The organism is Gammaproteobacteria bacterium (assembly GCA_034522055.1).
Classification (GTDB): domain Bacteria; phylum Pseudomonadota; class Gammaproteobacteria; order JAABTG01; family JAABTG01; genus JAABTG01.
This window is the reverse complement of record JAXHLS010000004.1, coordinates 19,431-38,614: the sequence shown is the minus strand read 5'-3', so window position 1 is coordinate 38,614 and position 19,184 is coordinate 19,431. Positions and strand designations below refer to the sequence as shown.

Genomic DNA, 19,184 nt, shown 5'->3' with positions numbered 1-19,184 from the left:
GTTAGTGGCATTGTCGATGTCGATACCAACTAGCTTAGGCCTCTGTCGCAAATTAACTTGCCAAATGGTGGGATCTGTGATCTCCTACGGGGATGAAACGAAACCTCTTGCTGGAAGCCGCAATCGTTGAGAAATACGTCGCCGTTTCGCCGGAACTCAACGAACGTGGCCGGCGGTTGTGGGCGGCGGCGGAATCGCGCAGCATCGGTTGGGGAGGCGATGCGCTGGTGTCGTCGGCCACCGGGCTTGCCCGCGAAACCATTCGCAAGGGACGGCGTGAGATCGAGTCCGGCGTGCAGCCGAGTGCGCGGGTACGCCGCGCGGGTGCCGGTCGCCCCGGAATTGAGGCGAGCCAACCGGGGCTCCTGGAGGCGCTGGAGCGATTGGTGGACCCGCTGACGCGCGGCGACCCGGAGTCGCCACTGCGCTGGACCTGCAAGAGCCGGGCGAAACTCGCGGCCGCGCTGACGGCGCAAGGCTGGAAGGTGAGTTCGACCACGGTCGGACGGTTGCTCAACGAAGCGGGCTACCGGTTGCAGTCGGTGCGCAAGAGTCGCGAAGGGGTCTCGCATCCCGAGCGCCACGCGCAGTTCGAGTACATCAACGCGACGGCCGAGGGCCTGCTCGGCGCGGGCCAGCCGGTCATCTCGGTGGACACGAAGAAGGAAGAAGAAGGAGTTGATGGGCGATTTTCGCAATGGGGGGCGGGAATGGCAGCCCAAGGGCGCCCCGGAGAAGGCACTGGTGCACGACTTCCCCAGCGATGGGCTCGGCAAGGCGATCCCCTACGGGATTTACGACATGGGGCGCAACGAAGCCTGGGTCAACGTCGGGCGTGACCACGACACCCCTGCCTTTGCGGTGGCCTCCATTCGTCAGTGGTGGCAGGAGATGGGCCGCGCGGCCTATCCAAAGGCCGAGGAGCTGTTCATCACGGCTGATGCTGGGGGATCGAACGGCTACCGTTCGAGGGTATGGAAACATGAATTGCAAGGATTCGCCGACGAGACGGGCCTGCGTATCCGCGTGAGCCACTTTCCTCCGGGCACGAGCAAGTGGAACAAGATAGAGCACCGCCTGTTCTGTCACATCACGCAGAACTGGCGAGGCAAGCCTTTGCGTACCTTCGAGACCATCGTCGACCTCATCGGCCATACGCGTACTGCCAAGGGGCTTCGCGTCAAGGCGAAGCTGGACGAGCGCAAATACCCCACCGGTGCGAAAATCACCGATGCTCAGATGAAGGCCATTGCGCTCACGCGCAACGACTTCCAAGGTGACTGGAACTATGAGATCCATCCGCGTACCGAGTAATGCCAACTTGGCAAGTTAATATCGATCACTCTCCTTACCGTCGGAGTCGTAATCAAGAACCACCCCTTCCGAGATTTCACGACTCTCCGCACTGGGTCGTTCGGACAGATCGATATAAAGCGAGTCAGTTTCCGGATAATAATTTAGCTTCATGACTTAAATCCTCGGTCCGGGAATGCGTTGTGAATTGTCACCTTCTCTTCCAGGGTAACAACCCGCAAGTAGCGCCCTTCAAGCTCGGGAATCGCGGCCCAATAGCGATAGCGATTGTGCTCTTGGGACTCCGACTTAATAGCGTTTTCAATCACATAGATACACCACTCTTTTTTCAAGTAGGGGCGCTTCCGCAGCACTTCCTTCTCAAAATACTCCGTGAATTTGCACTTATCCATGTATGTTGTACTCCATTGCCCCAGGGTTCACGATTGTTAACGGCTGAGCAAAACCGTGCATTATGTATTGCGTGACATAATGCGCGGGTTTTTACAGCCATCTACAACGATCCAGCCGCATCCGCCGTAGGGACGCCGGTTACCCGGCGCCCCCGGCACAGTCCCGGACGTGCGGTTTTCCCGCATCCGGTTCCTCGGTTGTACTCGCTTTCGCGCGGTCGATAGGCTTCATGCAAACACCCGCCGTGCAGAGGGCCGTTCGGTAATGCGGGGTTTGGCGATTCCGAGCTTTTCCACGGCACCGGCGAATGCCTGCCAGGTGAAACTCTTGCGCTTCCCGCCTCTCCGATTCAGCCACTTGAATGCACACTCCATGGCCCATTGATAGAACCGCCATAACGACCGCGAGTTGCCCCGCAGACCGTAGTAGTTGTAATGCCCCACCAGGCGACGATTCAGTCCCCGTACAAACTCCCTGCCCGGCAGATGCCGGTTGCCCTTAATCCACACCTTGATGCGACGACACGCGCCTTGCAACTTCTTGCGAGCGGTTCGACGCATGACGCGCGGCTTACCCTTGCGGTCCCGGAACCAGTACAGTTCGAAACCCAGAAAGGTGACCCGGCGTTCCATGCTCAGATGAAATCGACTAAAGCGCACGATCCGCGTCTTCTCCGGCGCCACCTCCAGGCCGAACTTTCCCAGCCGTAGCGGTAGCATCTCGAAGAACCGCTCCGCATCTTCCTGATAACGAAACGCACAGACAAAATCATCGGCATATCGGCACAGCATTACCTCGCCCCGGCAACGGGGCCTGAATACACGTTCGAACCAGAGGTCCAGCACGTGATGCAGGTAGAGGTTGGCAAGCACCGGGGAGATGATCCCGCCTTGCGGGGTGCCCGCTCCGGGATGGAGTACCTGTCCATCGGTCTCCAGTATCCCGGCTTTCAGCCATTTCCGGATCAAGTGCACAAAGGCGCGGTCGTCGATCCGTAACGACAACATCTCCAGAAGCCAGTCGTGGTCCATGTGATCGAAAAACCCCCGTATGTCCGCCTCGACCAGGTAGCCATAGCTCCCGAATTGCAGACGAAACGTGAGGTCACACACTGCTTCCTTGGCGCTTCGACCCGGCCGGTAGCCGTAACTGCTATCCAGAAAGTCGCTTTCGTAGATCGCCGTCAGCAGCTTGGCACAGGCCAGTTGCACGAGCTTGTCTTCCAGCGCCGGGATACCCAGCGGCCTTTGTTTTCCATTCTCCTTGGGGATGTAAACACGCCGTACGAGCTTTGCTCGATAGCGTTTAGCTTTCACACGCTCCGCCAGGTCAGCAATATTGGCCATCAGGTTCTCACCATAGGCCGCCGCCGTCAGTCCATCCACACCGCTGGCAGCATCCTTGTTCAGTGCCTGCCAGCAATGCAGCAGAAGTTCGGCATTCACTTCCCGGTAAAGGTCGCGAAAGCGATGGTGTTTACAGGCTTTCGCCCGTTTGGCTATTCCCCGCAGTGAGGTGGGCTCATGTTGATCCGATCCAACGTGTCCGGCACGAGTTTCCTTTGCGGGCTGCGTACTCCCGTCGGGTCCTTCGCCTTGTGGCTGGCTTTCCCAACCTCCGACTACTATGCCCGATAAGACACCCCGTTCGCATGCGGCCGTTCCCGGCCTGCCTGTCCGTTCCCTGTTCGGCCCCTCCACCGGAGCATACGCCGTGTCCAGGCTCTTCACCCTTGCGTGTCCCAGCTCTGTCGGTTTCATGGCTTCACCTCGTTCAGGAGCTTGCGGGGCTTCCCGAGTTCTACGGCGCCTCTCTTCCTGCATGCCACGGCCTGTGGACTCCGGCGGACCTCCACACCCAAGCCATTCCGGGCGCTTCGTGTTGTCTTCCAGCAAGTTAAAACTGTCGACATCCGCAATAAGCTTATTTCGAAGCTGTACCAGCACTTCAGGGTGCGCGACCACCCCTACGGCCTACAGGATTCTCTGTGTACGCTTACCTCACTTATCGTTCGCGGGTTGCCCCGCTCCTCATTGAGATCAACACTCGATACGGGTGGGTGGCTAACCCTTGCCCGACGGGGACTTCCACCCCGCAAGAGACGCCGAGCTTTGCTCGGCGCGATAACTAATAAGCATTTCTCCCCCGTGCGCAGCATGGCGGAGAAATGTCTGTTGGACCAAGCCGCCCATCAGACCGGCGCGGACTGATCTACCGAGAAATGTATTGCGCAGGGTGGGTGGGCGCGGTGCGCCGGGGATGGCGCTGATCGGGGTGGTGGTCGTGACCGGCGAGGCCTCTTCGTCCATGTCTTCGGTCCCTGCGACGTGCGATGGGTGGTCATTCTCTCGCCATTTCTGCGCAAAATCCAACGCCCGGACAAGCGGGACTGCCGCCTTCCTGCGCTTGACGGCAATGGAGATACCGGCGGTGGTAGCGAAGCCGCCCAGAGAAACGGGACAGATCTATTTTCACGGAGCTACTATGGGCGCCTCCGACTTCCCATCACCACCGCCCGCTTCCTCGCTTGTTACGGCTTGTCCACGGATGCGCGCCTCCTGCACACCGATGATGGGATCTCCTTGGTTACCGCACATTCGCAATGTCAGGCTCGACACGGCCTCGGATCGCGGGGAGTGCCCGTCATGCTTGCCAGGGCGCATGACGGCTGTTGCCTGCTGGTGGGACAAACCCATCGGCACTCACCAACGAACTTTTCGGAGCTCTACACCTTCAAGGTCGGCTTCACCCGTTACCCTTGCACCTCGCCTGCCTTCATACCTACGCATCAACCAGCCCGTCACCGGGCTGACTGCAAGGCTCGATACCGGGCCCGTGGCTAGCGGTTACCCGGGCGGGATTCCCACCCGCTAAAATGTGCGGCATTGCCAATTATTAAAGATCCGTTGCCGCCTGTTCCCTCGTTGCCCCACGTGGTGGGGAACGCCGGGTAAGATGATCCGTGGGAGCCGAGACATGTGCATAGCGTAAGCCGAGAGGGAAGTGGTGAAAACAGTAAAGTGTCACCGTAATTCCGAGAGGGAAGTGGTGAAAACAGTAAAGTGTCACCGTAATTCGAGAGGGAAGTGGTGAAAACAGTAAAGTGTCACCGTAATTCCGCGCTCGAAGCTGGCGTGCAGCCCCTCGGGATCGAACAGCATCCCCATCAGGGACGTGAACCGCAACTGCGGCTCGGCACGCGCCTTCTGTGTGAAACGTTCGAGTCGTGTGCTCACGGGCATAGTCCTCTCAGCGTAGGGCCGTGTTGCCCCTCTCCCGTTATCTCAAGCCGACACCCCTTGGCTCCTCCCGCATTACCGGGACTCCTCGCTACTATGGGTGCCTCCGACTTCCCATCAACACCGCCCGCTTCCTCGCTTGTTATCGCTTGTCCACGGGTGCGTGCCTCCTGCACACCTGAGTAGCGCCACCTATTTTGATGGTGATTTTGCTTTCTGAGGTCTAGTTTGGTGATGGTTTGAGGGGGATCCCCATCGGGGATCTTGACTAGAAGATCCCCTCCGGGGAGTCTCCGGTTACCAAGCCAGGAGACCCCGTAAGTGTGCCACGTCCTACTGCAAGATCCCGCTTTTTTTCATCTCCTTATCTCCATCGACCAAGAACTCGCCGCGACGACGCGGCTGCAGGGTTGCCGGGCGTGCGGGGGGCCACTGCATGTGGCGGACTATCCGCGTAAACCACGTGGCTGTCCGGCGGCGCTACAGGAGGCTTATTCCCGGCGTTTGAGCTTCACCTGCGGTCGCTGTGATCACCGCACGACGCCGCCGTCGGTGCGGTTTGCGGGCCGTCGTGTGTATCTGGCGGTGGTGTTTATGTTGCTCTCGCCGCCGGGCAGCGCTTCGGCTCGAACCGTGTGCGCTCGGTTGCGCATCGCGGCGGTCACGCTGAAGCGCTGGCGGGCGTGGTGGTGCACCACTTTTCCCGCGACACCGTTCTGGCGATCGACCTGCCAGCACTTCATGCCACCGGTGGCGATTCACCAGTTGCCGCAGAGCCTGTTGCAACGCTTCGAGGCGAGCGCGCTGAGCGATCGTCTGGTACAAGCGCTGCGCTTCATTGCGCCCTTGAGCACCCGTGCCATGGTCAGGTAATTCGCGGGTTGCCCACTACCCGCAGAGGATGTCGATAGACTGCCGATCAGGCACTTTGTAGCCTGCGTTCCCATCAACAAGGCCACCATGGGAGCGAGCATGAGCAACGAGGACGAACTACCGCAACGCGATCGTTGGGCGCGACTGCGCTTTGCGATCATCGGACCGCTGCTCGCCGCGCCGCCGGCCCCGGGCCAGTTGCGCGCCGCGCTGAAGGACTTGGCTGCCAAGACTTGGCGTCATCCGTTCACGGGGCTGGAGATGCGGTTCGCCGCCTCGACTCTGGAGCGTTGGTTCTACGCCGCCAGGCATGCCGCCGATCCGGTGCGGGCGCTGCGCAATCAGGTGCGGCGCGACATCGGCCGCTTTCCGAGCCTGTCAGCCGAGGCCGTGCAGGCGCTGACGACCCAGTACCGCGAACACCCGGGCTGGACCGCCCAGTTACACCATGACAACTTACGCGTGACCCTCGCCGACGCGAAGTCGCCCTCGTATCCGAGCGTGCGGCGCTATCTGAAAGCCCAGGGACTCGTGCGCCAACGAACGCCCAAGCGCGCCACTGACGGGGCGATGGCCGCCCGCGACTGGCTCGAACAGCGCGAAGTGCGCAGCTACGAAGTCGCGCATGTGCTGCAGCTCATGCATCTGGACTTCCATCACGGCTCGCGCAAGGTCCTGACCCGCCGTGGCGAGTACGTCAAACCGCTGCTGGTCGGCTTCATCGACGATCGCTCACGGTTCTTGTGCCATGCCCAGTGGTACACGAACGAGCGCACCGAGGAGCTGGTCCACGGCCTGTGCCAGGCCTTGCAAAAGGTCGGGTTGCCGCGCTCGCTGATGACCGACCGCGGCGCGGCGATGATCTCGGCCGAGTTCACCGCGGGGCTTCATCACCTGGGTATTGTGCACCTGCCAACGTTGCCGTATTCGCCGCATGTGAATGGTAAGCAGGAGAACCTCTGGGGCCGCGTCGAAGGGCGCCTGCTCGCCATGCTCGAGGGCGAACCGAACCTCACACTCGAGCAGCTCAACGTGGCGACCCAAGCCTGGATTACCCAGGAATATCATTGCACCGTGCACAGCGAGCTCGGCGAGACACCGCTCGATCGCTTACTCGCCGGCCCCAACGTCGCGCGCGAGTGCCCCGGCAGCGACGACTTGCGCGCCGCCTTCCGCCTTGAGGTCAAGCGCAAGCAACGCCGCTCTGACGGCACCGTCAGTCTCGACGGCCAGCGCTTCGAGCTGCCGTCGCGCTATCGTCATCTGAGCGAGGTGCATCTGCGCTATGCCCGCTGGGACTTGAGCCGCGTCGACCTGGTCGATGCGCGCACGGGCACCATCCTCTGCCCGGTGCGCCCGCTCGATAAAACGGCCAACGCCGACGCCCTGCGCCGGCGCGTCGAGCCGACCCACCCAGCGCCGAGCGCCGCGACCAACACCGGCATCGCACCGCTGATGAAACAAATGATCGCCGACTACGCCGCCACCGGCCTGCCGCCGGCCTATTTACCCACCAACGAGAAGGATTGACCCCGCATGAACCAGAAACTCCTGGCGCTCTATGGCCTCAAGTGGAACCCCTTTACCCCTGACGTGCCGACCGAAGCGCTCTATGTGCCGCCCCAGATCGAGAACTTCTGCTGGCGTATCGAGCAGGCGCACCTGCGCGAGGGCGGCTTCGCGCTTGTCCATGGTGATCCCGGCTCCGGCAAAAGCGTCGTCATGCGACTGCTTGCCGAGCGCCTCTCACGCCTGACGGACTTGTCGGTCGGCGTCATCCACCATCCGCAAAGCAACTTGAGCGACTTCTACCGCGAGCTCGGTGACATCTTCGGGATCGCCATGCGCATGAGCAACCGCTGGGGTGGCTTCAAGGCGCTGCGCGCCCGCTGGCTCGACCATCTCGGCTCCGCCAATCGACGCCCCGTCATCCTCATCGACGAAGCCCAGGAAATGACCCCCATGGTCTTGAGTGAGCTGCGCCTGCTGGCCAGCGCACGCTTCGATTCCCAATCGCTCCTGTGCGTGGTGCTCTCAGGCGATGCTCGCCTGCTCGACAAACTCCGCCGCGAGGAACTCATCCCCTTGGGCTCGCGCATTCGCACACGCCTCGCCACCGGCGTCGCAACCCGTGAAGAACTCCTCGCCTGCCTCGAACACCTGCTCGCCGCCGCCGGCAACGCCGGCCTCATGACCCAGGAACTGCGCCACACGCTCGCCGATCACGCCGCCGGCAACTACCGCATCTTCATCAGTATGGCCGCCGAACTGCTCATGGCCGCCGCGCAGCGCGACATCACCGTGCTCGACGAAAAACTCTATCTGCAGGTCTTCGCTGCGCCCGCAACGCAACCGCCTCGACGCAGCGCCGCTGGAGCCCGCTGACATGCACGACGATGCCGATCGCTTCGCCTTCCCCGAACTGCCCGACGAAGCCGTCGTTGCACTCAATGAGTTCCTCGAAGACTTCTATACCGCCTTCCAGAACCACTACTTCTCACAACTGCACCGCTGGTACCACGACCAGCGCCCCCACGACAATCAACTGACCTTGCCCCTCGACCCCTCGTCCTGATCTGTGCGCGTGACCGCGGCGGCAACGCAGCCGCCACCGCTGTCGATGGAACCATCACCAATCGTGAAAATCAGTCCATCAAATCGGGTGACCGCTCTCACACACCGATGATGGGATCTCCTTGGTTACCGCACATTCGCAATGTCAGGCTCGACACGGCCTCGGACTCCGGGGAGTGCCCGTCATGCTTGCCAGGGCGCATGACGGCTGTTGCCTGCTGGTGGGACAAACCCATCGGCACTCCCCCACCAACGAATTTTTCGGAGCTCTACACCTTCAAGGTCGGCTTCACCCGTTACCCTTGCACCTCGCCTGCTTTCGTACCTACGCATCAACCAGCCCGTCACCGGACTGACTGCAAGGCTCGATACCGGGCCCGTGGCTAGCGGCTACCCGGGCGGGATTCCCACCCGCTAGAATGTGCGGCATTGCCAAGCCGCTGCCGTCCCCTATTATTACTCGGCGGCCGCTGAGTCGGGCGCCACCGCAGCGGGGGCTGTTCGACGAGATGAGGTAAGCGCACGCTCACTTCGTTTGAACATGTGCCGTCAGCGGCGCGACAACGGCGTTGCCTGTCCGGAAAAGCGGTGGGCGGGGGAGATTTGTGTCGGCGAGTCCGTCTCCGGGCTGGATCCGGGTACGTGAACCCGATCAGCACGCTGATAAGCGAGCCACAGCAGCCTACCGACGACGGATGCCGACGCAGGTCAAGGAAGACTGCCCGCTACGAGCCGCCGAAAAGGTGGTTTATACATCCTCATACGGTGCCTCGCGATCGAGTTGGAAAACGAATGAATTGAGTCTAAGATTTACCAACCGACGAATGATTAAATACGGAGGTTGATTGATTGTGAAGAGAATATTCCTTTCCTGGCTCGTGCCCGCCTTTATCCTGCTTTCAGTTTCCTCTGTAGCCCACGCGGCTTTGTATTCACGCCTGAATGGATTGGCGTACTACGATGATGTTCTGGATATCACTTGGCTGGCCGATGCCAATGCAGCAGTCGGTACTGCCTACGACAATGGGTTTTCACCTGGTGATGGTCGGATGTCCTGGCCCAATGCGATAGACTGGGCGGCTGCCTTGACTGTTGATGGCGTCAGCGGCTGGCGCCTGCCAAGTATGAATCTTGATGGGGATTTGCAGGTGTATGACTGTAGCGGCGCGCCTCAGGAGTCTGAAGCCAATTGTATGGATAACGAGTACGATCATCTGTATACCTACACCGGCATCACGGCTGGATCACCGGGGCCATTTGCCAACGTCATGGGTGACAGTCGTTATTGGTCTGGCTCAGAAAGGCCATCCAATCCCACAAATGATGCGAAATCCTTTTCTTTTGCTTCAGGTGGTCCGGGAGACGCTAATAAGGAACTCGTTTATTACTATGCGTGGGCTGTTCATGATCCTCATGAGTCCCGACTTCTCGTCAGGACGCGAGGCGGAACATGCTGATTCTTTCAGTGTCCTGCCGTTCGGTGATGAATTTTGCCAGGGAATGGGTTTTGGCGGAACTCAAGAGAAATTCCGGCAGCGTGTTGCGTAGCGCATGAGTGACGACGAGCTCCGACGGGGGAATACCGGGTCGGATCGTCCGCAGCCACGAGCCGAAGGATTGCCAGATGAGCTGCGGGAAAACCACCGACAGATACTGAAGCAAGCCTTGAGCGACGACGCCGGCCTGCATGAAGACGTGGTAGGCGTGGATCTTGCGTTTGACGTTCTCGCGATACCTGAGCGTTTCCCGGTGCAGGTATTGATTGCCGTTGCGGCGTTTGAGCGGCTTCATGTCCTGCATCCAGAAGTGATAGGCGAAGGTGCCGATCTGTCGGACGGCCTGCTTGAAGCTGTGCTCGATCTTGAAGCGCAGGCCGTAGAGGCGAATGATCTCGACGGCGTCCAGGGCGACGTCGGTGCACATCAGCAGGCAAGAGCCTCTGGTCGGGTGGATGACGGCGACGAAGCGCACGAGCTGTCCGGCGGGCCGCCAGAGCAGGTCTCGGACCTGGTACCGAATCGTGACGTTGTCCTCGCCGTAGACGGGGCTTGGCCCGGATTGGAAGTCGTTCGTGTCGTTCAGCAGTGACCTGAGCTTGAGCTTCTTCCCGTAGCGTCTCGGCCGGCCTCTTTTCCTCGGGCCGCGCTGGCGATAGGGGGTGTAAGCGACGGCATTGGATCGGACGCGGGTGACGAGATGGTTGCCCTCGGCGATGAGGCCGCGAACCATCTTGCCGGCGGCGTAGTAGGCATCGGCAACGTAGTAGAAGGGTTCCGTGATCGCCACGGTCTGAATCAGGGCGAGCATCTTGTCGAGCAGGGTGCGCCGGTCGCGATTGGAGAAGACGAGGCCCTCGTGGATGCGCACGGCGAGGGGGACAGCGAAGACGCTTTGGTCGGCCTCAACCAGCAGGCTCACCGCCTGAAGGGAGTGTCCCATGATGTATTCGGGCTTGGTGTTGGCGTCGGACTGCTGATGCAATAGCTTCACGGCGGGCATCTTCTTGCCGCGCTTGGGGACTTTGATTCCGTCCCCGACCATGACGCGGCGGCCGTTGACGAGCAGCGGCGCGGGAAAGAGCCGCAGCACGGCTTGGGTCCACAGCGCCGCGAGCCGCTCGAGCTTGATGGCGCGGCTGTGGAACGAATCCAGCAGGTTGTCGTAGAAGCGGGGCTTGAGGGCGAGCGCCCGCACGAGGCTGGTCACGCCTAAAAGATCGCCTCGCACGGTGAGACCGGCCACGGCGGTGGCGAACCACAGGAAGGTGCGCAGGCGCGAGAACGCCGGACGCAGCAGCCAGATTGCTTTCCACCAGGACTCCCATAGCGACATCGTCCACCTCCCATGAAGAGAATGAAACGGTGATTTGGCCCGCCGCGCGGGGCCGGTTATGGAGAAGGCATGCCGGGCTCGGGCTCCTGGACTTCCACGGCCATCACGGCCGCGAGCACCGCCAGGCGCTCGGCGGGCGGCATGGCCTCGTAGCGGCGGGCCCAGCTCACCGCCTTACGCTTGATGCGTTGGCGGTCCGTGAAGTTCTTGCCCGCATAGCGCGCCCAGTGCAGGCGATCGACGCTGAAGTTGAACCACAGCTTCTCGGTGACGACGCCCGCCTGGTTCATCACCTGAAGCTCGAGGCTGCGCCACCCGGCCAGCCGCTCGTCGTAGAGCGCCGAGGGGTAGCCGGAGAGGATCACGTGACAGGGCAGGCGCTTGAGCAGCTCGAGCAACGCCACGTGGTCGTGCTCTTCGTAGTCGAAACGGTATCGGCGCTCGCCGCGGCGGGTCGGCTGCAGATAGGGCGGGTCGCTGTAGATGAGCTCTCGCCCCCGATACGCATACTCGGCCAGGAATCGGTGCGCGCAGCCATGCACCAGCTCGACCGGATAGGGGCACTCGAACTTCGCGAGCGCTCGCCGATTGCGGTCGATGCCGATGTTGACGAGCGCCGGCAGCTTGCGCTGCATGATCGCCCCGCCGCCGAGGTGGCTCTCGATGTAGGTGTCGTGGGGCGGCATCAGGGCGATGATCGCCTGGCACAAGCCCGACGTCGCCTTCGATCCGAAGTAGCTACCCATCGCTGCCGATCCGTGTCCGTGACGACCAGCAGACTAGCCTCATTCAGCTAGGGTGTCAAACGACGTCGATGACTCGGGGCAGCGCCTTGCGTACCTGATGATCGAACGTCCGCCAGTGTTATGCTATCGACATGAGTGAGAAGCATCCCTTCGTCGGCGGGCTACTCGACTACATGGGCTCGCCCCAGGGCCAGCGCTCCATCGAAGTCTCAGACGCTCTCTGGGCGCTCATGGACGGCGTGCAGCTCGATCCCGGACGACGCGAGATCATCTGGCCCGAGGCCCAACGCCTCAGCTTCGATCAGTCCATCGAATGCATACAGAAGGCGTATCCGGACTTCCCTCGTGAGCGTATTACGAGCTTCCTGATCTCCTGGCTCGAGCACTACGCCCCGGAAGATTACTCCCAGGAACAACTAGACGAGCTCGATGCGCTCACCGAAGACTGGCTCGACGAGCTCGAGGGTCAGCACGGGGAGCAATAACCGCCGAGAACTCGGGACTCTTGAGATGATCGTGATGTTTCTCCTGTGCCAGTACCGGCCGGAGTGTGGCTTTTTGGTTCAGGGCTGCTTGGTCTGATAAGTTTGGCTAGACATAAAAAAGCCTAGTCTGAAAGAAATGCTAATGAAGAAGCCTTGTTCAACCTGGGTTTTTTTATGGTTCATCGCGCATTTTCGGGAAAGGCGGCGCGGATTTTGGGGAATAAAAAATGGGATCTGACCCTGTGGGATCCCCATGAATTTAGCTCATTTACAGGCTGTTGCCGCCGACTGTCTCCAGAAGCAGTTAACACCCTACCATGACATCCGCAAGGTGCAACGTCATGCGGTGGTCGTCAAGCGGAGAAACGGGACAGATCTATTTTCACGGAGCTACTATGGGAGCCTCCGACTTCCCATCACCACCGCCCGCTTCCTCGCTTGTTACGGCTTGTCCACGGATGCGCGCCTCCTGCACACCGATGATGGGATCTCCTTGGTTACCGCACATTCGCAATGTCAGGCTCGACACGGCCTCGGACCCCGGGGAGTGCCCGTCATGCTTGCCAGGGCGCATGACGGCTGTTGCCTGCTGGTGGGACAAACCCATCGGCACTCACCAACGAACTTTTCGGAGCTCTACACCTTCAAGGTCGGCTTCACCCGTTACCCTTGCACCTCGCCTGCCTTCATACCTACGCATCAACCAGCCCGTCACCGGGCTGACTGCAAGGCTCGATACCGGGCCCGTGGCTAGCGGTTACCCGGGCGGGATTCCCCCACCCGCTAGAATGTGCGGCATTGCCAATTATTAAAGATCCGTTGCCGCCTGTTCCCTCGTTGCGTCACGTGGTGGGGAACGCCGGGTAAGATGATCCGTGGGAGCCGAGACATGTGCGTAGCGTAAGCCGAGAGGGAAGTGGTGCAAACAGTAAAGCGTCACCGTAATTCAAACAGTAAAGCGTCACCGTAATTTTTGTTGGGCTATAGGTCCTCAATTTGTTCTACATACCTCTTAGCATCCGGATCAACAGCTGAGGATGAAAAAAGGTACTCCTCAAACCAGACATGCTTCGCAAAAGCCACCTCATTGTATTGTAAATCCCCTCGATCTCGCTCGTACATATTTCGGGCCGATTGATATGCATCGTTCCACGAGACCGATGTTACAACATTGACAAATGCAGTGCCATTACAGTGGCAGAGATGACCTTTTCCAAAAATATCTGGAAGGTTCGAGCCCGACCTAAACATATCAACGATGTTGTTATCGACGATGATTCTTGGGTAAATGGCCGATGTACTTTCGATCTCGTAGGCACGCGTTATTGCATGACTGTAGGTTAGCCGACCGCTCTGGAAATGCTTTGAGTAGGCAATTGCGCCTCGAATGAATAATTTCCGCTTCAGAAACGAAAGGAAAACCAATTTTATGATTCCGAGAAATTCTTCAAAATTAGTGTGAGTGTTGCACGTAAGAATGACAGTGTCCGATATAGCCTGGACTCCAAAGACCGCATTATTGACGGTATCAAATATCGATAGAGCCCCTTCTAGATCATCTTTCATAGAAGACATGCCGCGCCTCATGTCCGACTCCAGCCGAGCTCTGTAGCCCAAGACATCAATTAGGGCTGTATAAATATACTGCTCACTCATTCTAAGGCTTCTGCGATTTTCGCAATTTCCTGTTTGTACTCTTCCATCCGTCTCAGCCACGGCTCCCAAACTGTACCGTAGTACATCCGTCCGTCGCTCGACGCTTCCTTTGTATGTTCTTGCTCGATGTCGAAAATTGCCCTACCGAAAAGCTGAGCCACAGGGGCAAGCACCGCGACATCCTTGATCGAGGCAGTGTACGGGTTGCACGGATCAAAAGTGGATTTCGCTTCAAGACCATCATCTCCGACGAGACAGTTGCTTATCTCCGCTGCTATGCGCTCTTGCCATTTAATGTAAGACGCTTTGACCCGAGACCCTTGGTGAACCTTGAAGTTCTGCAAAACTGTGCCGGCTAGCTTCGGCCTGCCAGGAAACGGCGCGATACCGAACGGAGTCAAACTTGAGCAAATCACTTTGTGCTGAGATACCCACTGTTTCACAACGGTTCCGAGAAGCTGAACCGCCTGATAACAGAATCTATCAGGCACCAAGGGAATCACAATTTCGTCACAAGATAGGACAACGGTACGAGTAATAGCGCCAGTACTCGGACCAACGTCACATAGGATATAGTCAAAACCTCGCGCTGATCCCATGGACTCAAAAAGGCGATGTAGAGCAACATAAGTATTCTTCTCATGGATGTTTTCTGTAACCGCCTGATTCCAAGCAGTTCCAAAATACGTTTCCGCTTGAGAAAAAGCCAAATCTCCTTTGAAAAGGTGCAATCCTTCATATCGCTCATGCGGCACAATCTCTATATCCGCCTGGCTTATCTCGGACTGTTGGCCGCGAAAACGGGGAAGGAGGGCCTCATAGATTGAAGTACCAGGGAGTTCCTTGCTCGGGTCGTCTAGATCATCTCTCATCGCGAGAAATAGCTCGGTCATATTACACTGTGGATCGCAATCGGCTACGAGGACTTGGCTTCCTTTTTGGGAAAGAAATACGGCCAGATTAAACGTGGTGGTCGTCTTAGAGACCCCTCCTTTGTTATTGTATAAAGCTACAATCTTAGTCATTCATTTGCCTCACTTAGCTTACGGCGAACAACAGGGGACAGAATAACAGCGGACAGACCACGGTTACGCGCGCTTCGGATATCGCGGATATGATCGTCTGTCCACTTATACACCGCTTGTTATGCGATTCGTTGCAATGTGTTGGCAAGGTCACGGCCAGCCGTCGGGGAAGGAAGAGGCTTTCCCTTTTGGTGGTAAAGCTCAATGGCTTCATCAACGATTCGGCAAAGCTCGGTAAAAACTTCCTTTTCGTCTGCGCCGTGACAACCCCCATACACCAGCCCTGGTGCGCTACCCACGAAACACTGATCCTCTTCGGACCATTCCACGATTTTGGCGTACAGTGCGCTTTTCTTCATTTCTCAGCCTCCTGGACTGCCTTTTCTACGGCCCGGATCTGGTATTTCCTGGCATCGTCTTCGAGTTTCCCTGAAATCGTTACAAGCTTCGGCATTTCGGAGAAATGTCTGTCGGACCAAGCCGCCCCTCAGACCGGCGCGGACTTATCTACAGAGAAATGTATTGCGCAGGGTGGGCGCGGTGCGCCGGGGATGGTGCGGATGGGGGCGGTGGTCGTGGCCGGTGAGGTGTCTTCGTCCATGTCTTCGGTCCCTGCGACGTGCGATTGGTGGTCATTCTCTCGCCATTTCCCCACAAAATCCAACAGCCGGACGAGCGGGACCGCCGCCCCCTGGGCTTGACGGCAATGGAGATACCGGCGACGGCTGCGCCCTGTAAGGAAGCCACTTTCTACGGGGTCTCCTGAACGGGGATGGCCAGGCACGAAGCAGCCGCGTCATGCGGCCTGAATGGAGGATCCGCCATGTCACACCCTCGCATCATCCATGCCGGCGGCGGCCTCGCCGCCGTTCTTGTGGTCGGTCTCGCCCTGTCTCTCGTGGCGCCGCCCGCCGCGGCCTGGGGCTACGGCTATGGTCACCACTACGGTCGTCATTACTCCCCCTACTACGGCGGCCATCGCTATGGGCTTTACCGGAGCCATCGGCGCCACGGTTACCGGAGCTACTCGCCCTCCTACCGTTATCGCAGCCATGTCGGTTTGCGGGATTACGGCACCACCACCACGACCTCCAGGGACACCACCGACATCTCATCGTCGAACTATGACAGCAACGATGAAACCAACACGGTAGTCCAGGGGGGCGATGGCTGGTCGCGGCTGGCGGCGGGTGATGCCCGGGGTGCCCTGCGGAGCTTCGGCCTGGCGGCGGAGGCGGCCCCCGACAGCGGCCAGCCCAAGGCCGGTTATGCGGTGGCGGCGGCGGCCACGGGGGACCTGTCCCGCGGGGTATGGGCCATGCGGCGGGCCTTCCGCATCGATGCCGACGGCCTCCACTACCTGGAGGTGGACGACGAGTTGCGCCCGCGCCTGGAAGAGGTGCTGGCGGCCTACTCGCCGGTTGAGGGGCAGGACGAGGCCTTCATGAACGCGGCCCTCTACTACATCCTCGAGGCCCCCGACTCCGCCACCGAGGCCCTGGAAAGGCTGAAGGCCTTCGGTGACGACAGCGAAGCCGCGCAGAACCTGGAGGCCCTGATCGCCGAGCTGGTCCGGGAACGGGGCGCCGCCCCTGCGGACGCCCCCCTGTCGGTGGAGCCGGCCCCGGCACCGGGCTGAGGCACTCGAGGTCGGCGCCGCGCGAGTGGCGATGCCGCGGGGGCTTACACGCCCCCGCTGTGGACCACCTCGTAATAGAGCTTCTCCAGCTCCGCCTTGTGCTGGGTCTCTTCGTTGGCGAGGAACTGGAACAGCTCCTGGACGGGACCCGGGGACGTGCTTTGGGCCAGCTCCGTGTACTGGTCCATGGCCGCCTGCTCGCGATAGAGGGCGTACTGCAACACGGCCTGGTCGTCGGGGTTGTCGCCCAGATCCGCCGACTGCACACAGTCGGAGAAGCGCCGGTTGGCGGCCGGGGTCGCCACCCGTTCCTCCACCTGCTCCAGGACGTCGTCGCGGGTGGCGAGTTCCCCGAATAGATCGTAGTGACGTTGTTCCTCCTCCGCCAGCTCGTCCACTAGCCAGCGGATGCGTTTGCTCACCCGCGGCGCCAGGTCGCGGTAGAAGTCCCGCGCCGTCTCCTCGAAGGAGGTCGCGGTGGCGAGGATCTCGCCCAGGGTCTGAGCCGCCTGCAGGCGCTCCTTACCGCTGGGATGGCCTTCCCGGTGTTCAGTCATGATGCCTTGCTCCTGCGGTCCATATCTTCGAAATGGCCCTGGATATCCGCCGCCGCGCGGTGGCCGTCGGCCACGGCGTGGATGACGTCGGGGCCGTGGACCATGTCCCCCGCCGCCCACAGCCAGGGCTCGGAGGTACGGCAGGCGTCGTCCACCGCGAGCCGCCCGCGCTGCCATTCCAGGGCCTCCGTCAGGGCCTCCCCCAGCAGCGCGGTGTCCGCCTGCTGGCCGATGGCCTCCACGATCATGTCTCCGGGGTGGAACTGCTCGTCCTCTTCGTCGTAGCTCGGTGCGAAGCGGCCGTCGGCATCGAAGATGGAGCGCACCCCCCAGGTGCGCAGGCCGCGGAGCATATCCCCCTCCACCACGCACTCGCGCGGGCCGCGGGCGTCGAAGATCTCGATGCCCTCCTCGCCCGCCTCCCGCACCTCGTCGGCGTCGGCCAGGAAATGTTCCAGGTCCTCCAGGGCCGTCAGGGTCACGGCCACCTCGCCGTGTTGTTTTCGCTGCAGGCGGGCCAGGGTGCGGGCGATATCCATGGCCACGTTGCCGCCGCCGATGATCACGGCGCGGCGGGGTACCTCGAAGGTGTCCTCCTCCGTCACCCGCCGCAGCAAATCCACCGCCTTCAACACGTTGGGATGGTCGGCGCCGGGGATGCGGGTGGAGCGCGCCCACTGCAGCCCCAACCCCAGCAGCACGGCATCATGCTCGTCCCGCAACTGCTCCATGGACACGTCGTGCCCCACCCGGGTGTTGCAGCGGATCTCCACCCCCATGGCCTCGATGACGCCGATGTCCGCGTCCAGCCGATCGTAAGGCATGCGGTAGGCGGGGATGCCGTAGCGCGCCATGCCGCCCGCCTTCTCCAGGCCCTCGTAGACCACCACCTTATGGCCGTGGCGGGCCAGGTCGAAGGCCGCTGTGAGGCCCGACGGCCCTGCCCCCACGATACCCACGGAGCGACCGCTGGCCGGCTGCTTCGGGAAACGCTCGGCGACGATGGAGCGCACCCGCTCGTCACCCACCGCGTCCATGGCGAAGCGCTTCAGCCAGCGGATGGCCACGGGCTCGCCGCGCTTGCCGATGGAACAGGCGGTCTCGCAGCGGTGGGTGCACACCCGCCCGCAGGTGTGGGCGAAGGGATTGGTGCGGTAGATCTGGTGCACGGCCTCCTCCAGGTCCTGCTGCCAGATGGCGCGGATGTACTCCGGCGCGTTCATGTGGGCCGGGCAGGCATCGTGGCACATGCCGCACTGCACGCAGCGCGAGGCCTCCACGATGGCCTGCTGGAGGTCGTAGCCTTCGACGATCTCGTTGAAGTCGTCCACCCGCTCGGCGGCGGGCCGCTCGGCCATGGCCTGGCGGTTGGGATCCACGAGGTCGTTCTCGGCGGTCTGGGTCCAGCCCTCGCCGTAATATTCGTTATGGATCCCCTTGGGGTCCGGCAGGATGAAGTAGCTGGACAGCTCCTCGTCGGTGCAGGTGTGCACGTACTCCCGGGACAGGCGGATGGAGCCCGTGGGGCACAGGTCCACGCACAGGGCGCACCAGCAGCAGCGGCCATAGTCGATGGCCGGGCGCAGGTTGCGCACCCCGTTCAGGGGGTCCTCGGGCAGGCCCGGCACCCGCACCATGGTGATGGCCGCGTTGTCGCACACCTTCTGGCAGGTGGAGCAGCCGATGCACGCCTCCCAGTCGTTGATATGGAAGCCGCGGTAGCGCATGGCGGCCACGCGGGGGCCCAGAGGCACGGTTACGGGCTCGCGGGCGAAGAACTGAAGAGCACGGAGGGGGTTGAGGATCGAGCCCTTCGTGTTGGGGTCAATATCCGGCGCCCGCTCGCCCGAA

Annotated in this window: 18 protein-coding genes and 3 pseudogenes; 9 read left to right on the top strand and 12 right to left on the bottom strand. The window is 60.8% G+C overall.

Going from position 1 to position 19,184, the window contains the following annotated elements; genetic code table 11:
* The first annotated feature begins 92 nt into the window (after window positions 1–92).
* Window positions 93–671: pseudogene (locus tag U5S82_18320) on the top strand (ISAzo13 family transposase).
* 10 nt (window positions 672–681) lie between these two features.
* Complete coding sequence (locus tag U5S82_18315; protein MDZ7753539.1) at window positions 682–1,314, top strand: ISAzo13 family transposase; 633 nt, start codon at window positions 682–684, stop codon at window positions 1,312–1,314.
* 45 nt (window positions 1,315–1,359) lie between these two features.
* On the opposite strand, the pseudogene U5S82_18310 reads toward U5S82_18315, so the two are convergent.
* From U5S82_18310 to U5S82_18295, 4 genes and pseudogenes are all read right to left on the bottom strand, one after another.
* Window positions 1,360–1,467 (bottom strand): annotated as a pseudogene (locus tag U5S82_18310) (DUF2283 domain-containing protein).
* Window positions 1,464–1,706 (bottom strand): hypothetical protein, encoded by a 243-nt coding sequence (locus tag U5S82_18305; GenBank protein ID MDZ7753538.1) that lies wholly within the window; start codon window positions 1,704–1,706, stop codon window positions 1,464–1,466. Before U5S82_18305 ends, U5S82_18310 begins: the two are co-directional and overlap by 4 nt.
* A gap of 228 nt (window positions 1,707–1,934) precedes the next feature.
* Window positions 1,935–3,152: a group II intron reverse transcriptase/maturase gene (gene ltrA / locus U5S82_18300; protein ID MDZ7753537.1), complete on the bottom strand. Its 1,218-nt coding sequence runs from the start codon at window positions 3,150–3,152 to the stop codon at window positions 1,935–1,937.
* A 1,620-nt stretch (window positions 3,153–4,772) separates the two neighbouring features.
* A complete protein-coding gene (locus tag U5S82_18295) occupies window positions 4,773–4,943 on the bottom strand; it encodes a hypothetical protein (protein MDZ7753536.1) in 171 nt (56 codons plus the stop codon).
* Between the two features lie 507 nt (window positions 4,944–5,450).
* On the opposite strand from U5S82_18295, the gene U5S82_18290 reads away from it, so the two are divergent.
* The 5 genes from U5S82_18290 (at window position 5,451) to U5S82_18270 (ending at window position 9,850) form a co-directional block, all read left to right on the top strand.
* Window positions 5,451–5,819 carry a hypothetical protein gene (locus U5S82_18290; GenBank protein MDZ7753535.1) on the top strand — a complete coding sequence of 123 codons (369 nt, stop codon included), beginning with the start codon at window positions 5,451–5,453 and terminating at the stop codon, window positions 5,817–5,819.
* A gap of 99 nt (window positions 5,820–5,918) precedes the next feature.
* The gene (locus tag U5S82_18285; GenBank protein MDZ7753534.1) at window positions 5,919–7,349 is read left to right on the top strand and encodes a DDE-type integrase/transposase/recombinase; all 1,431 of its coding nucleotides are present in this window, start codon (window positions 5,919–5,921) and stop codon (window positions 7,347–7,349) included.
* 6 nt (window positions 7,350–7,355) lie between these two features.
* On the top strand, window positions 7,356–8,204 hold the full coding sequence (locus U5S82_18280) for an ATP-binding protein (protein MDZ7753533.1): 849 nt from the start codon (window positions 7,356–7,358) through the stop codon (window positions 8,202–8,204).
* Between the two features lies 1 nt (window position 8,205).
* The gene (locus tag U5S82_18275; GenBank protein MDZ7753532.1) at window positions 8,206–8,394 is read left to right on the top strand and encodes a hypothetical protein; all 189 of its coding nucleotides are present in this window, start codon (window positions 8,206–8,208) and stop codon (window positions 8,392–8,394) included.
* A gap of 844 nt (window positions 8,395–9,238) precedes the next feature.
* On the top strand, window positions 9,239–9,850 hold the full coding sequence (locus U5S82_18270; protein MDZ7753531.1) for a hypothetical protein: 612 nt from the start codon (window positions 9,239–9,241) through the stop codon (window positions 9,848–9,850).
* Here U5S82_18270 and U5S82_18265 read toward each other — a convergent pair.
* Complete coding sequence (locus U5S82_18265; GenBank protein MDZ7753530.1) at window positions 9,825–11,225, bottom strand: transposase; 1,401 nt, start codon at window positions 11,223–11,225, stop codon at window positions 9,825–9,827. The two genes, U5S82_18270 and U5S82_18265, sit on opposite strands and share 26 nt — an antisense overlap.
* Window positions 11,226–11,281: 56 nt before the next feature.
* The gene (locus U5S82_18260; protein MDZ7753529.1) at window positions 11,282–11,971 is read right to left on the bottom strand and encodes a DNA methylase; all 690 of its coding nucleotides are present in this window, start codon (window positions 11,969–11,971) and stop codon (window positions 11,282–11,284) included.
* Window positions 11,972–12,102: 131 nt separating this feature from the next.
* Here U5S82_18260 and U5S82_18255 point away from each other — a divergent pair, with 131 nt between their 5' ends.
* A complete protein-coding gene (locus U5S82_18255; protein MDZ7753528.1) occupies window positions 12,103–12,456 on the top strand; it encodes a hypothetical protein in 354 nt (117 codons plus the stop codon).
* Window positions 12,457–13,266: 810 nt separating this feature from the next.
* Here the strand turns inward: U5S82_18255 and U5S82_18250 are convergent.
* The 4 genes and pseudogenes from U5S82_18250 to U5S82_18235 all read right to left on the bottom strand — a co-directional run bounded on the left by U5S82_18250 (window position 13,267) and on the right by U5S82_18235 (window position 15,496).
* A pseudogene (locus tag U5S82_18250) lies at window positions 13,267–13,347 on the bottom strand (transposase).
* Window positions 13,348–13,437: 90 nt separating this feature from the next.
* On the bottom strand, window positions 13,438–14,112 hold the full coding sequence (locus U5S82_18245; protein ID MDZ7753527.1) for a hypothetical protein: 675 nt from the start codon (window positions 14,110–14,112) through the stop codon (window positions 13,438–13,440).
* A complete protein-coding gene (locus tag U5S82_18240) occupies window positions 14,109–15,137 on the bottom strand; it encodes an AAA family ATPase (GenBank protein ID MDZ7753526.1) in 1,029 nt (342 codons plus the stop codon). Before U5S82_18240 ends, U5S82_18245 begins: the two co-directional genes overlap by 4 nt.
* Window positions 15,138–15,256: 119 nt before the next feature.
* Window positions 15,257–15,496, bottom strand: coding sequence for a hypothetical protein (locus tag U5S82_18235; protein MDZ7753525.1), 240 nt, complete (start codon window positions 15,494–15,496; stop codon window positions 15,257–15,259).
* A 464-nt stretch (window positions 15,497–15,960) separates the two neighbouring features.
* On the opposite strand from U5S82_18235, the gene U5S82_18230 reads away from it, so the two are divergent.
* Window positions 15,961–16,776, top strand: coding sequence for a hypothetical protein (locus U5S82_18230; protein MDZ7753524.1), 816 nt, complete (start codon window positions 15,961–15,963; stop codon window positions 16,774–16,776).
* A 44-nt stretch (window positions 16,777–16,820) separates the two neighbouring features.
* On the opposite strand, the gene U5S82_18225 is transcribed toward U5S82_18230, so the two are convergent.
* Together U5S82_18225 and U5S82_18220 are read right to left on the bottom strand one after the other, a co-directional pair.
* The gene (locus U5S82_18225) at window positions 16,821–17,333 is read right to left on the bottom strand and encodes a ferritin family protein (GenBank protein ID MDZ7753523.1); all 513 of its coding nucleotides are present in this window, start codon (window positions 17,331–17,333) and stop codon (window positions 16,821–16,823) included.
* A complete protein-coding gene (locus U5S82_18220; GenBank protein ID MDZ7753522.1) occupies window positions 17,330–19,087 on the bottom strand; it encodes an FAD-dependent oxidoreductase in 1,758 nt (585 codons plus the stop codon). Before U5S82_18220 ends, U5S82_18225 begins: the two co-directional genes overlap by 4 nt.
* Window positions 19,088–19,184: the final 97 nt, after the last annotated feature.